Origin of the sequence: Acinetobacter sp. AOR43_HL (genome assembly GCF_027854635.1) — a bacterium.
GTDB lineage: Bacteria > Pseudomonadota > Gammaproteobacteria > Pseudomonadales > Moraxellaceae > Acinetobacter > Acinetobacter pittii.
This window is the reverse complement of sequence record NZ_JAKTHX010000033.1, coordinates 49,137-63,508: the sequence shown is the minus strand read 5'-3', so window position 1 is coordinate 63,508 and position 14,372 is coordinate 49,137. Positions and strand designations below refer to the sequence as shown.

Sequence of the window (14,372 nt, the reverse complement as noted above, 5' to 3'; positions counted from 1 at the left end):
CCCTAATTAAAGCGACTTTATAGTCGCTTTAAATTTTTTAAGTGGTTGTATTTATAGACCTAAAGCACGTTTAACAGGTGCATAACTACGACGATGCTGATCAATCACGCCATGCACGGCAATCGCTTCAAAATGTGCTTTGGTTGGATATCCTTTATGTTTGGCAAAACCAAATAACGGATATTGCTGATCTAATTCTGCCATCTGTCGATCTCGTGTCACTTTTGCCAAGATACTTGCTGCACTAATTTCAGCATGGCTTGCATCTCCACCAACAATGGCTTCACAAGGAATAATAATTCCTTTCGGAATTTGATTACCATCAACGATCACTTTTTGAGGTTGAGTTTTCAAGCCATCAACAGCGCGTTGCATAGCCAAAAAAGTCGCCTGTAAAATATTTAGCTCATCAATTTCAGCATGAGTTGCTTCAGCAATTGACCAAGCTAAGGCTTTTTCTTGTATTTCAATAAACAACTTTTCACGTTTCTTTTCAGTTAATTTTTTAGAATCATTTAATCCTAAAATTGGATTATTCGGATCTAAAATAACGGCTGCTGCCACAACCGAACCTACTAAAGGTCCCCGTCCCGCCTCATCTACACCAGCAATAAACATCAACTCACTACCTTTAAACAAAAGAGGCTGATCAATAGTAATCAGCCTTCTTTAACACATAATTTATTAATTACTTTTGTAAAGCTTCTGCCACACAAGCATTTACAGTTTTAGAAACCACTTGGTTTACGATTGTAGCACGTGTATTTACATCAAGTGCAGCTGCAGCTAATTCTACTGCTGTCACACTGTTTGGAGCCTTTTCGCTCACACAACCACAAACATTGGTTTGGATGCTATCACGTTGCTCAGCAGTCATATATTTTGTTGCTGTTTTCCAAGCTGCGACATTATTAATCTCTGTAATACATTTCGCATTTACAGCAACCTTTAACGCAGCAACTCCCAATTGTTGAGTTGTGGTTTGTGCAGAAGCAGCACCTGTACCAGTGCCTGTAGTTGTTGCACATGCTGTTAAAGCTAAAACAACTGGTGCTAGAGCGAGCATCAATTTTTTCATCATTTTTTCCTTTGATTGAACGTTGGCAGCGCGTATTGTGCCTAAACTCAACTTTAGAAGAAACAAATAATTTGATGCATTTATGCAAACTATTTTGCCGAGCGAAATTCAGCCCATCAAAAGCTTTTTTGGGGTAAAACGTTCTGTTTTTAGCACGCTCTGTCACATTTAAAACATTTCTCAAAATCTGTGCTTTCCCCTAAAATCAAAAATCAAAACGACAAAAAAAGGGTCTTTTATGCCTGCTGCTTCCTCTCAGTATTACACCCGTACCGCACAAATTCTGCATTGGGTGATGGCAATCATTTTCATCGTCGCATGGGTTATTGGCTTTTATAGTGGAAATTTTTTAAGCTATGACGTTGATGGCAGCTTTAAAGGTGATGTGATTACGTTGCACAAGAACATTGCAACCACCATTATTTTTTTAGTCATTATCCGGATTTTATGGCGCTATACACATCCAGCTCCAAAACTACCTGACACCATGTCACCGATGATGAAAACTCTGGCACACGTGGGTCATCTATTCCTTTATGTGATTTTGGTGGCTTTACCTGTCACTGGTTGCTTGTTTAGTTGGAGTGCTGGTCACCCTGCTCCTGTTTTATATTTGTTTGAAATTCCGCGTTTAGTGCAAGATAACCCAGAGCTTTTAGCTGTTGTTAAACCATTACATATTTATATTTCTTGGTTTGCCGGTTTTCTCATTGTTGGGCATGTACTAGCAGCTTTAAAACATCACTTTATTGATAAAGACAATATTTTAAATAGTATGACTAAACAACCTAAATAAACCTGATGTATAAAAAAACCGCCTGAGATAGGCGGTTTTTTTTATTTAGATTTTTTGGATTTCTGCAATCCACTTTTGTTTCTCTTCATCTGAAATGAAAGAAGCTTCAAAAGAATTAATTGCGAGTTGCTTCAACTCATCATTGTTTAAGTCTAATGCTTGCTGGATGGCAAAGAAATTATCATTCATATATCCACCGAAATATGAAGGATCATCTGAGTTAACCGTCACATGTACGCCTTTTTGTAAAAGGCGGCGGATATTATGATCTTTCATATCCTTAACAACACATAGCTTTAAGTTACTTAAAGGACAAACCGTTAATGGCATTTTTTCATTAATTAAACGCGTCATTAACTGTTCATCTTCTTCAGAACGCACACCATGATCAATACGATTCACTTTAAGTAGATCTAAAGCTTCCCATACATATTCAGGCGGACCTTCTTCGCCAGCGTGAGCAACGATTAAGAAACCTTCTTCACGCGCCTTAGCAAAAACACGTTCAAATTTAGCTGGCGGATGCCCTACTTCACTTGAATCGAGGCCGACTGCAATAATGTCTTGTTTAAATGGTAAAGCTTGTTCAAGTGTTTCAAATGCAGCTTCTTCACTTAAATGACGTAAGAAACACATAATCAGTTGAGAGCTGATACCAAACTTAGCTTTGGCATCTGCACAAGCACGCTTTAAACCATTAATCACAGTTGAGAACGCAACACCACGGTCTGTGTGGGTTTGCGGATCAAAGAACATTTCAGTGTGAACAACATGATCTTCGGCACATTTCTCAAAATAAGCCCATGCTAAATCATAGAAGTCTTGTTCATGTACAAGAACATTTGCACCAGCATAGTAAATATCTAAGAATGATTGAAGATTATGAAAGTTATAAGCTTGCTTTACTTCTTCAACAGATTTGTAAGGAATCTGAATCTGATTGCGCTGGGCAATTGCAAACATTAATTCAGGTTCGAAAGTCCCTTCAATATGCACATGCAATTCGGCTTTTGGTAAGGCGCGAATCAGCTCGACTTGATTCATATTAACTCCACGTCTAAAGAAAAAAGGGTGTGGTCAAAATCACACCCTTTTATAATTTTCTTCTTATTGAAAACTATGTCTAAGATAGCTCAAGAAGAAAATTATAGTAAATCATATTAACCGCCAAACGCGATAAATTTAAATACCCAAAGCGCAGCAATAATCCATACCATGTACGGTACAGTTTTTGCCTTACCCGTGAATAATTTAACTAATGCATAGCTAATAAAGCCCATTGCAATACCATCAGCAATTGAATAGGTGAATGGCATAAATACAATGGTTAAAAATGCTGGAACAGCTTCAGTAATATCATCCCAATCAATGTGAGTGATCCCTTGGATCATCAACACACCAATAAACAATAAAGCTGGCGCCGTTGCAAAACCTGGTACAGATTGAGCAAGAGGTGCTAAAAATAAACAGCAGATAAATAAGACTGCAACCACAACAGCAGTTAAACCAGTACGTCCGCCTGCTGCTACACCTGAAGCTGATTCAATATATGGTGTAGTTGAAGATGTACCTAATGCGGCACCTGCAACGATTGCAGTAGAGTCTGCAAATAATGCTTTCTTCAAACGAGGTAATTTACCGTCTTGTAAAAGACCTGCACGGTGTGAAACACCAACCAAAGTACCTGTACTGTCAAACAAGTCGACAATAAAGAATACGAAAATGACGCCGACCATACTTGCTGTAAATAGACCTTCAAAGTCCATTTGCATGAATGTTGGTGCAATTGAAGGAATTTGACCCACTACACCCTTAAATTCATTTAAACCTAAAGCAGTAGCGATGGCCGTAACCACTAAAATACTAATAATGATTGCACCGCGAACCTTTAACTGGTGTAAAACCACAATCATTAAAAATCCGAATAGCGCTAATAATACTGTAGGCTGTTTGATATCGCCCAAACCGACTAATGTCGCTTGGTTATCAACAATGATTCCAGCATTTTTTAGTGCAATAAGTGCTAGGAACAAACCAATACCACCGCCGATTGCAAACTTAAGTGACATTGGAATCGCATTAACAATCGCTTCACGAATTTTAAAGAAGCTAATTGCAAGAAAGACAAGGCCTGAAACAAAAACAGCGGCTAAAGCTGTTTGCCATGGCACGCCCATCCCCATACAAACCGAGTAGGTAAAGTAAGCGTTTAAACCCATACCAGGGGCCAGTGCGATTGGATAATTAGCAATGATCCCCATTACTAAACATCCGATTGCTGCTGCCAAACAGGTTGCAACGAATACGGCACCATGATCCATGCCGGTTTCAGATAAAATGAGTGGATTGACAATAATGATGTAACACATCGTTAAGAATGTAGTTACACCAGCAAGAACTTCAGTTCGGAAAGTGGTTTTATTGTCGCTTAGCTTAAATAAACGCTCTAACCAGCCTGCCGAAGAATTGGGCGCCGCCATAAGTAGCCTCTATACAAAATCTGAACTGTGGAATATTTATGTCTATGTAGGTCGCTGAACAATATTGTTTTTCTGTTCAGTCCTATAAACAAGAATCTCAAATTTAAGAAGCAACAAATATGCCACTCATTTGATTTCTAGCTTTATACATAGCAAACAACCACAGCCCCTCTTGAAACACAAAAAAGCTGCATAACCCCTATGCAGCTTTTTTACTATACGTTCAATAAGTTTAACAGATTCAACAGAAACATGATCAAAATTTATGAAAAGATATGACCAATGACACTGTAAAAAGTTAGAAATTTATAGCTCGTTATTGCTAGAAAATAATTTTTTTCTCGCCAATATATTGTTGCATATGAAAAGAAGCTAAATTGCTGTGATGAGCATGATTCGGATTTCGTTCGATACTTTGCAGGTTTTTTTCAGCTTCTTGTATGATCTGCATTAGCTCTTGATGTCTTTTATTTTGAGTATCTAAATAAGCCCAATACCCTAATACAAAGACGATACCCACACACAACACTATTAATACTTTATTGATCATTATTATTATCTCTATGTTTTTAATGTTAATGATCTTAACAAAAAATTATAGCTTTGTGAATATTTTCACATTTATTTACAATAACACACTCTTATTCAAATTATTGAAAATAAAAGTTATTTTAAAAATATCATTAAAAAAACTACTAAATACTAAACTTTTCCATTGAAAAGTAACTTTATTTAATAAGAGCTTATTTTAGTTATTTTTAATATTATCTTTTTATCGGCTTTAACTCTTAAGTTATTTTAAAGACAGAGCATAGACAAATGTGTATATGGCTTGAAATTTGTTTTTATTTGCTAAGCTTTAAATGAAATAAAAAGGAGCTATTTTCGTTAATGTACTTTTCTTTAAAATTGTTTCTTTAGCGACTAATTTCTATGTTGCATGTTTAGCTTTAAAAGTAAAAATTCATCTCAAAGAAATCTTCATCTTATTTAAAAAATATTTTTCTCCTTTGACTCTATTGGTTGACTAGCAAAATTACCTCCAAATTTTATCGTTCTATAAATCGCACCAAGCTTTCTATTTTCATAGCTTCACTCCAATAAACGCTACGATAAACTGTACTCAGATAAAAAATTAAATCAGGAGAATACATCATGTTTGATATGCGTTTATCTCACGAGCGTGGTGCAGCACATCATGGTTGGTTACAATCAAAACATAGCTTTTCATTTGCTAACTATTGGGATCCTAAACAAGTTGGTTTTTCGGATCTGCTTGTAATTAACGATGATAACGTTGCTCCATCTAAAGGCTTTGGTACTCACCCTCACCGTAATATGGAAATTATTTCCTATGTACTTGAAGGTGCATTAGAGCATAAAGACTCGATGGGTACAGGCTCTGTGATTGTGCCGGGTGACATTCAGCTGATGAGTGCAGGTCGTGGCGTTGCTCATAGTGAATTTAACCATTCAGCTCAAGAAGGCGTTCATTTCTTGCAAATTTGGGTTGTTCCAAATGAAGTGAATACAGAGCCGGGCTATCAACAAGTTCATATTGATGAAGCAGACAAACGCGGTAAATTGCATTTGATCATCTCACCAAAAGGTGGCGAGAAAACTTTATCGATCAAACAAGACATTAATATTTACTCAGGTCTTTTTGATGGTGAAGAAACTGCTGACTTTGTGATTCCTGATGGTCGATATGTGTACCTACACGTTGCTAAAGGTCGTGTTGATGTAAATGGTAAAACTTTTAATACTGGCGACGCAGCACGTATTCGTGACGGTGGAAGCTTATCGTTTACCAATGGTGATCATGCCGAAATTTTGATTTTCGATATGCGTCCTGAAGAAGTTCCAACCATGCCATAAAATCAATTAAGCCCTCACATAAAATTTTATGTGAGGGCTTTTTATCGTTACTTGGACTTATATAAATTCTAACGCTGCTCAATGCTCTTCTGAACGTGCCATCTCTGTATTGATATAGCTCATAATCATCGTGGTTAGTCCCTGCACCATTTCATCAAAACTAATATAAGGGTTTGGCAAAATAAGATGCCGTGCGACATTAAAAATTCCACTATTGATACAAATATAGGTAATTACAGGCAAATTATTGATTTTTAGGTATTTTGGATTATGCATCATATATTTCATGATCACTTCCATTAAAGCCTGTTCAATTTTGGGAATGTATTTGTCGTACTGCAATTCTCCTGCATAACGTAAAACAGTCAAATAGCGGTCATTATTTTTCTTTAATAAATCACTAAAAGTATAAAAAATCATTTCGATGACAGGCTCTAACTCCAGCTGTAAAATTGTCGGTGTAAGCTCTGTAATCATGTCCAGAATTTCCCGAACAAAAAAGTGATTCATCGCATCATAAATTTCTTCTTTATTTTTAAAATATTCGTATAAAGACCCGACACTCACCCCTGCAATTTCTGCAATATGACGTGTAGTGGTTCCACTCGGTCCATGAAGTGCCACTGCAATAAAACCTGCTTCAATAATCGTGTCGACAGTGACTTTGGCTCGAGTTTGACGTGGTTTACGCGTAGTCATACGATCTAATCAATAATCCGAACATAAAGTCAGATTAGCATGTAATCTGAGTAGGTAGAAACAAAAAAACAAAATCCGAATAGTTGTCAAACTTAAGTGAAAAAACTGAGAAAAATAGATCTCAATTTATCAATCAATTGATGTTTTAATTTATTATTTCCAGAGATTAGAAATAGATTTAATTTATTATTTTTCAAAAAGATAAATCCAATTTATTTAAAATTATTATTACAAAGAATGTCTATAAAATACTTTTATATATTTAAAAATTTACCCGAATTGAATCCGAACATAATGTCAGATTAATATGAAAAAATTAAAGAAGACTCATTCAGCAGCTCTTGTCTGCCTCAGTTCTTCTTCCGTTATTCAGCCAAATAATCAAACAAATAACGGAGCAACAACACCGTAGTCAATGCAGAGAATCATCTGTTTTTGAAAATGGAATTTTACAGTGCTTTGTTGATCATTGAGTTTATTGATTTTCATCAAAATGCACCACTACTTTGCCTCAGGGTGTCGCCATGATCTCGACCGCAGTTAAAAAATCATTCAACAAACTTAAATTTCAGCGTGAAATTAAGCTACCAGATTTTGCTAGCAAAAGCTCAATTCCAATCAGACATTTAAATATTGGTTTTGATGGAAAAGAAATTGATGTCAGATTCTATATGGACAATCAATTTGCTACTTTGTTTTTTGCCACACTTTCGGTATTTTTAACTTACGGTGAAGATCTGGTGATTGAAACCGCTCGCCATCACCGTGAATTTATCAAAGATCCAATATTAAAGCAGCGAGTAACGTCGTTGATTGGCCAAGAAGCAATTCATTCAAAATTGCACAATGAATATAACGATGCCCTTCAAGATGCTGAATATCCTGTCGCTCTATATCGTTTTCTTGGCTCAAACTTCTTTAAATATGTTTTCTTAAAGTTTCCACAGCCACTCAAATTATCAATGATGGCGGGTATTGAGCATTTTACTGCGGTACTTGCTGAATACATGATGAAGCATGAAAAGAACTTCTATTATTCAAATGACGAAAAAAGCCGCGCACTCTGGATGTGGCATATGCTTGAAGAGTCTGAGCATAAAGATATTGCCTACGATGTCTATCAACTTTTAAATGGTAGTTATGCACTACGTGCGTCTGGTTTCTTCCTCGCGCTATTTACCATTTTAGGTTTAATCCCTGCGACTACATTATTTGTCCCTGTTTTAAGAAAGCCACAAGAGATGCTGACCTTGAAATTCTGGAAGGACGCTCGTCGTGGTGTAGGCTTAATCTTTGGTCCAAAAGACGGAGTTTTCGGCAGTACGATTGGCCAAATTCTTGACTACTTACGCCCAGACTTTCATCCAAATGATCATGATACAACTGAATATCTTGAGTATTACAAAAAGAAATTGCTGACCGAAGGCGGCGCAATTGCTCCTTACTTTGTTAAAGAATTTACCCCACCAGTACGCATGTCTTAATCGTCCTGTATTTCCAGCTATCAAAGAGGTAGCTGGTATCTCTTCAAGCTATTTATGGATGAATCATGATTTTATTTGGCAAAAAGAAAGTTAAACCAAGCCAAAAAGCTTATGCCGTAGTGACGGGTGCAGGCAGTGGGATTGGTAGAAGTTTTGCAATTGAACTTGCGAAACGTGGTGGCAGCGTAGTGTGTGCAGATATTAATCTCGAAGCTGCTGAAGAAACAGTAAAACTTCTTGAACAAGAAGGCGCAAAAGCTTTTGCTATACGTTGTGATGTGGGTAATGCTGAACAAGTTAACCATCTCGCTGAAACTGCTGAAATTTTGCTTGGGCACCCTGTAACTCTTGTCATTAATAATGCTGGTGTAGGTTTGGGTGGCAAGTTTGACGAGCTAACCCTAGAAGACTGGAACTGGGTCATGAATATTAACCTTTGGGGTGTTATTCACGGTTGCCATGCATTTGTTCCCAAGTTTAAAAAGTTAGGTTACGGCGCGATTATTAATGTGGCATCTGCGGCATCTTACACGGCTGCACCAGAAATGACTGCTTATAACGTGACTAAAGCGGGTGTGCGTGCGCTTTCAGAAACGCTTTCTGCCGAACTGCGTAAGTTTAACATTAAGGTGAACGTGCTCTGCCCGACGCTGGTACCCACCAATATCATTAAAAATGGTCGAATTCCCGGACGCTATTCAAAGCTGGCGGACCATGCACTGATGAACTATGCGCTGACCACAAGTGACGATGTCGCAAGATTAACCCTTAATCGCCTTGATCAGGATGAGATGTATACCATTCCTCAAATTGATGCGAAGTTATTCTGGCTTATGAAACGTGCATCCCCAAGCTTGTATACCAAGTTCCTTGGTACATCGTACAAATTATTTAAATAAGAAATTTATAGGTAGTACACATATGACTGCGCAAATGAAAACAAATGCATCAGCAAAAAAAGCTGTCAAATCACCAAGCCATATTTTCGATACTTTTATTGTGGGTGCGGGCATTTCAGGGATCGCTGCTGCCATTCGCCTAGATCAAGTTGGTTATACCAATTATAAAATTATTGAAAAAGCTAGCCGCGTGGGTGGAACATGGCGTGAGAACACCTATCCGGGTTGTGGGTGTGATGTACCTTCTGCTCTTTATTCTTACTCATTTGCACCAAGTGCAAAATGGAGCCATTTATTTGCGCGCCAACCAGAAATCTTAAGTTATCTGGAAGATGTGAGTAACGAGTTTAATGTTACCTCTAAAATTGAGTTTAACAACGAGTTGCTTAACGCAGCGTGGGATGACTCACGTCATGTGTGGGTACTTGACACCACTACTGGTCAATATTTATCTAAAACCGTTATTTTTGCCACAGGTCCAATTACCGAAGCTCAAATTCCACGTCTTGAAGGCTTAGAAACATTTAAAGGCGAAATGTTCCATTCAGCGAAATGGAACCATGATTATGATTTGACAGGTAAACGCATTGCCGTGATTGGTACTGGCGCATCTGCCATTCAGTTTGTGCCACAAATTCAACCAAAAGCGAAAGAACTGTTTGTGTTCCAACGTACAGCACCTTGGGTATTACCAAAACCAGATACAGACTTGGGCGAGTTTAGTAAATCAGTCATTGCTAAATATCCGGCTATTCAGGCGAGCTGGCGTAAAAGTGTAGCGTTAACACTGAATGCAATTAACTTTGGTTTACGTAACCCTCTTGCGCTCAAACCAGTAAATGTATTGGGTAAGCAATTACTTAAATTGCAAATTAATGACCCAGTGCTACGTAAAAACGTAACGCCGAACTTTGACATTGGTTGTAAACGTATTTTATTCGCTAACAACTACTACCCTGCACTACAAGCACCGAACACCAAACTCATTCCTCATGGTTTAGTGAAAGTTGAAGGCAACACAGTGGTTGCTGCCAATGGTGAACGCCACGAAGTTGATGTGATTATTTGGGGTACAGGCTTTGAAGTATCTCATCCACCAATTGGTAAACGTGTCCATAATGAAAAAGGTCAATGTTTACAAGATATATGGAAAGATAGTTCACCAGAGGCTTACTTAGGAACCAACATTGAAAATGTACCAAATGCATTTTTAATTTTAGGACCTAACGTACTGGTTTATGATTCTTTCATTGGTTTAGCAGAGGCACAGCTCGACTATATCGTAGATGGCTTATTGAAAATTAAAAACAAAGGAATTAGCAAGTTAAATGTTAAATCTGATGTGATTAAAAAGCATAATGATTTAGTACAAAAGCACTTACAAACAACGGTATTTAATAGCGGCGGATGTAAGAGTTATTACCTTGATGCCAACGGTCGTAACTTTGCTGCATGGCCTTGGTCATTGAAAAAACTTAAACAACGTTTGAAAAAAGTAGATTTGAAAGATTATGAAGTGACGTATCAAACGACAAAAACTCACTAATTTGTATTTTCGATCAAATCAGTTGTAAGAAATAGGCAGTGTATTTTAGTTTTGCATGAAATACACTGCCTTCTTCGTTGAATATCTTCAAGAAATAAAAAAACAGGATAAAAATGAAAGAAGGACAATCAAGCCGTACTGCTGAGGCCGCTGCTGCATTACGGGCCAATCATTTTCAAAATACACAGAACCCTGTATTTTCAGATCCTTATGCTTTTGAGCTGACCAGTAAAGGCTGGAAAAAACTTCTCTCTAATTCACTGATTGTTAAAGTGATGAATTCTGCGGTTTTAAACCGTACTTTAGGTCTACTTACTGGACAAGTGGTCGGTCGCTCTCGTTATGCCGAAGATTTACTTGCTCAGGCAGTTCAACAAAATACTCAACAATATGTATTAGTGGGTGCTGGCCTAGACTCTTTTGCACTACGTGAATCACACTATTATCCTACTTTGAAAATTTTTGAAGTTGATCATCCTGATACTCAAGCGGCCAAACAAGCCAAGCTAAAAAAGTTAGGAAATATTCCTACTACCGTTGAGTTTGTCGCGATTAACTTTGAAAAAGAGTCTATTTCAGAAGCTCTGACCAGAAGTATCTATGATTCATCTGCTCCTGCATTTTTTTCATGGTTAGGCACAACGCACTATTTAAACCCACAAACGACCTTGCAAACTTTAAAAAGTATTGCTGAATTTGCTGCAAACGGTAGCGAAGTGGTACTCGACTATTCGACCGATTTTCAGGAATTAAACGGTATTGAGCGACTTGGAAGTATGGGCGTTGCACAATTTACCTATTTGCTGAAAGAGCCTTTATTGGGCCAATTTAAACCAAGAGATTTACATCAGGCCGTGGAGCAGATGGGATTTGAAGTGGTCGAAGATCTTTCCGGTGAAGCCATCACTGAACGATATTTTAATGCACGTATCGATGAAATTCGCCACACCTCAGCAACACGGTTATTGCATTTGTGTTTAAATAGAAAATAATATTGAAAGCCAACTTAGACTTTAAGTTGGCTTTTTTATAATCAAGATTAATAGCACCATTACCAGCTTGAACGCGGCTCTGGCCCATCGACATGCTTATTTAAAAATTGGCGTAAATGATCTAAAAAGTGCGCGACTTTAGGTGACAGATTCAGTCTCTCTAAATACACCGCATAGACATCTGCTGGTGGTGTTTCATAGTCCGCTAGCACTTGAACTAATCTACCACTTCTTAAATATTTTGCTACGTCCCACTCTGCTCGCATCAAAATACCATAGCCTTCTAAGGCCCAATTTAATGCAACTGCCCCATCATTGGTACTTAGTTGCCCATGAACTTTAACAGTTTCAACTTGTTTGCCATGACTTAACCGCCAATTCCCATAAGCTGAATCATTTTGCCGAATCACAATACACTGATGCTGTGTTAAATCATGAGGAGTGAGTGGTTGCCCTGCCGTTTTTAAATAGCTAGGTGATGCACATAATAAACGGCGGTTGGCTGCCAATTTTTTTGCAATTAGACGTGAATCAGGTATTTCGCCAAAGCGGATTGAGACATCAATGGCTTCATCTGGCAGATTAATCGGGCGGTCTGTTAAATGCAGTTGGACATCGACATCAGGATAGATTTTGGTAAATGTAGAAATCGCTGGCGCAATATAAGAACGGCCAAAGCCTAAAGGAGCATTCACACGCAATACCCCTTTGGGTGCTGCCCGACTACTTGAAACCAAACGCTCCATTTCATCAATCTCTTTTAAAATACGAACCGCATTTTCAAAGTAGACCTCACCTTCACTGGTTAAACTAATTCGGCGTGTTGTTCTATTTAAAAGCCTTACACCTAAACGCTCTTCAAGTTGATTTAAACGTCTGGAAACCGCAGGTGGAGTCAAGTTTAACTCTCGTGCCGTCGCGACAAGACTTCCTTGTTTAACCAATAAACAAAAGAAAGCTAATTCCGTATCTGCATTCATGATTATTAAGTTTTTTGCAATAGTGATTTAACTTTATATCGATTCATCAGTTTTTTAAAGGGTTTAACATCCATTTCAATGTTTCCCGACATAAGCCATCTCTTATTTAAGAGCATAAAAATATCCGCAGAAGGAATGCTGTGGATGAACGGGAAAAGCCATCTAGCCGAATCAATAGCGGTAAAGAAAGCGAAAACTACCAATCAGGATTGGTAGTCATGAATATGGAGTCATGACATGGAAATGGATATTGAAAAGCGAACGTTGCGTCAAATTACTTGGAGAATCGTACCGTTTATTATGTTGTTATACCTTATAGCCTATATCGACCGCGTCAATATTGGTTTTGCCGCACTCACCATGAAAGAAGACTTAGGCTTTACCGCCTCAGTTCTCGGGTTTGGTGCCGGAATTTTCTTTTTGGGCTATTTCTTATTTGAAGTCCCATCCAACATTATTTTGCATAAAGTCGGCGCCCGTATCTGGATTGCTCGAGTCATGGTGACTTGGGGTCTGATTGCAGCGGGCATGGCGTTTGTAGAAAGCTCAACCAGCTTTTACGTTATGCGATTTTTACTCGGTGTTGCCGAAGCGGGTTTCTTTCCCGGCATTATTCTGTACTTAACTTACTGGTTTCCTGCACGACATCGTGCTGGGGTGATTGCTTTATTTATGGCAGCCGCCCCAATTGCCACAGCAGTTGGTTCACCAATCTCTGCCGCATTACTTGAAATGCATGGAATTTGGGGTCTCGCTGGCTGGCAATGGATGTTCATTATTGAAGCAATACCCGCACTCATCTTAGGCGTTGTGGTTTTTAAATATATGACTGACCGCCCTGAACAAGCTACTTGGTTAAAACAGGATGAACGCGAATGGCTCGTAAAAACCATGAAGGAAGAGGATGTAGGGAAAAATGCACCTGAGCATCACAGCATTCTTCGCGGTCTTGCCAACCCACGGGTACTTGCCCTTGCATTGATTTATTTCGGAACATCGGCTGGCCTTTATACCCTCGGCATCTGGGCACCACAAATTATTAAACAGCTTGGCGTAACGTCTATGACTGTGGGGCTTTTAAATGCCATTCCACCAATCGTTTCTGTCATTGCCATGGTTTTATGGTCTCGACACTCTGACCGCACCAATGAACGTACATGGCATGTTGCTCTCGCATGTTTAACCGCAGCAGTTGGTCTCGCAATTGCAGCAGGCACACATAACATAATTGGATTAATTGCAGCACTTACCATTGTGAATGTCGGTATTAGTTGTGCCAAGCCACCGCTATGGAGCATGCCAACCATGTTCTTGTCAGGATCAGCCGCAGCAGCAGGCATCGCCACGATTAACTCAATTGGGAATTTAGGCGGGTTTGCAGGACCTGCCATGATCGGCTGGATTAAAGATCAAACTGGAGATTTCACAGGTGGGCTCTATTTTGTTGCCGGACTACTCATTATCTCGACCTTACTGACACTAGTGCTGAGCTTCTCCCAAAAAGTGAAAGTAAACACTGCCAAAGCCACCCACTAACCCT

14 protein-coding genes are annotated in these 14,372 nt (G+C 38.6%); 7 read left to right on the top strand and 7 right to left on the bottom strand.

Annotated elements, in window-relative coordinates:
* Positions 1-51 precede the first annotated feature (51 nt).
* On the bottom strand, positions 52-618 hold the full coding sequence (gene rnhB, locus MKL33_RS17215; protein ID WP_002163155.1) for a ribonuclease HII: 567 nt from the start codon (positions 616-618) through the stop codon (positions 52-54).
* Positions 619-688: 70 nt separating this feature from the next.
* Entirely contained in the window at positions 689-1,078 is a 390-nt protein-coding gene (locus MKL33_RS17210) for a hypothetical protein (RefSeq protein WP_005076998.1), read from the bottom strand.
* Between the two features lie 238 nt (positions 1,079-1,316).
* On the opposite strand from MKL33_RS17210, the gene MKL33_RS17205 reads away from it, so the two are divergent.
* On the top strand, positions 1,317-1,874 hold the full coding sequence (locus MKL33_RS17205; protein WP_005076999.1) for a cytochrome b: 558 nt from the start codon (positions 1,317-1,319) through the stop codon (positions 1,872-1,874).
* A gap of 45 nt (positions 1,875-1,919) precedes the next feature.
* On the opposite strand, the gene MKL33_RS17200 is transcribed toward MKL33_RS17205, so the two are convergent.
* The 3 genes from MKL33_RS17200 to MKL33_RS17190 form a co-directional block, all read right to left on the bottom strand.
* Positions 1,920-2,918, bottom strand: a complete 999-nt coding sequence (locus tag MKL33_RS17200; RefSeq protein ID WP_017403116.1) for an adenosine deaminase — start codon at positions 2,916-2,918, stop codon at positions 1,920-1,922.
* 116 nt (positions 2,919-3,034) lie between these two features.
* Positions 3,035-4,354: an NCS2 family permease gene (locus MKL33_RS17195; RefSeq protein WP_005070381.1), complete on the bottom strand. Its 1,320-nt coding sequence runs from the start codon at positions 4,352-4,354 to the stop codon at positions 3,035-3,037.
* A gap of 322 nt (positions 4,355-4,676) precedes the next feature.
* Positions 4,677-4,904, bottom strand: coding sequence for a hypothetical protein (locus MKL33_RS17190; protein WP_002163179.1), 228 nt, complete (start codon positions 4,902-4,904; stop codon positions 4,677-4,679).
* A 605-nt stretch (positions 4,905-5,509) separates the two neighbouring features.
* Here MKL33_RS17190 and MKL33_RS17185 point away from each other — a divergent pair.
* Positions 5,510-6,232, top strand: coding sequence for a pirin family protein (locus MKL33_RS17185; protein WP_086394500.1), 723 nt, complete (start codon positions 5,510-5,512; stop codon positions 6,230-6,232).
* 78 nt (positions 6,233-6,310) lie between these two features.
* Here the strand turns inward: MKL33_RS17185 and MKL33_RS17180 are convergent, their stop codons facing one another.
* The gene (locus MKL33_RS17180; RefSeq protein WP_002163161.1) at positions 6,311-6,931 is read right to left on the bottom strand and encodes a TetR/AcrR family transcriptional regulator; all 621 of its coding nucleotides are present in this window, start codon (positions 6,929-6,931) and stop codon (positions 6,311-6,313) included.
* Between the two features lie 524 nt (positions 6,932-7,455).
* Between MKL33_RS17180 and MKL33_RS17175 the strand changes: the two genes are divergently transcribed.
* The 4 genes from MKL33_RS17175 (at position 7,456) to MKL33_RS17160 (ending at position 11,852) form a co-directional block, all read left to right on the top strand.
* Positions 7,456-8,415 (top strand): metal-dependent hydrolase, encoded by a 960-nt coding sequence (locus MKL33_RS17175; protein WP_270907419.1) that lies wholly within the window; start codon positions 7,456-7,458, stop codon positions 8,413-8,415.
* Between the two features lie 65 nt (positions 8,416-8,480).
* Complete coding sequence (locus tag MKL33_RS17170; RefSeq protein WP_151283330.1) at positions 8,481-9,314, top strand: SDR family NAD(P)-dependent oxidoreductase; 834 nt, start codon at positions 8,481-8,483, stop codon at positions 9,312-9,314.
* 22 nt (positions 9,315-9,336) lie between these two features.
* The gene (locus tag MKL33_RS17165; RefSeq protein WP_270907418.1) at positions 9,337-10,860 is read left to right on the top strand and encodes a flavin-containing monooxygenase; all 1,524 of its coding nucleotides are present in this window, start codon (positions 9,337-9,339) and stop codon (positions 10,858-10,860) included.
* Positions 10,861-10,973: 113 nt separating this feature from the next.
* A complete protein-coding gene (locus MKL33_RS17160) occupies positions 10,974-11,852 on the top strand; it encodes a class I SAM-dependent methyltransferase (RefSeq protein ID WP_270907417.1) in 879 nt (292 codons plus the stop codon).
* A 59-nt stretch (positions 11,853-11,911) separates the two neighbouring features.
* On the opposite strand, the gene MKL33_RS17155 is transcribed toward MKL33_RS17160, so the two are convergent.
* Positions 11,912-12,832, bottom strand: a complete 921-nt coding sequence (locus MKL33_RS17155) for a LysR family transcriptional regulator (RefSeq protein ID WP_270907416.1) — start codon at positions 12,830-12,832, stop codon at positions 11,912-11,914.
* Positions 12,833-13,069: 237 nt separating this feature from the next.
* Here MKL33_RS17155 and MKL33_RS17150 point away from each other — a divergent pair, with 237 nt between their 5' ends.
* Positions 13,070-14,368, top strand: coding sequence for an MFS transporter (locus MKL33_RS17150; protein WP_270907415.1), 1,299 nt, complete (start codon positions 13,070-13,072; stop codon positions 14,366-14,368).
* Positions 14,369-14,372: the final 4 nt, after the last annotated feature.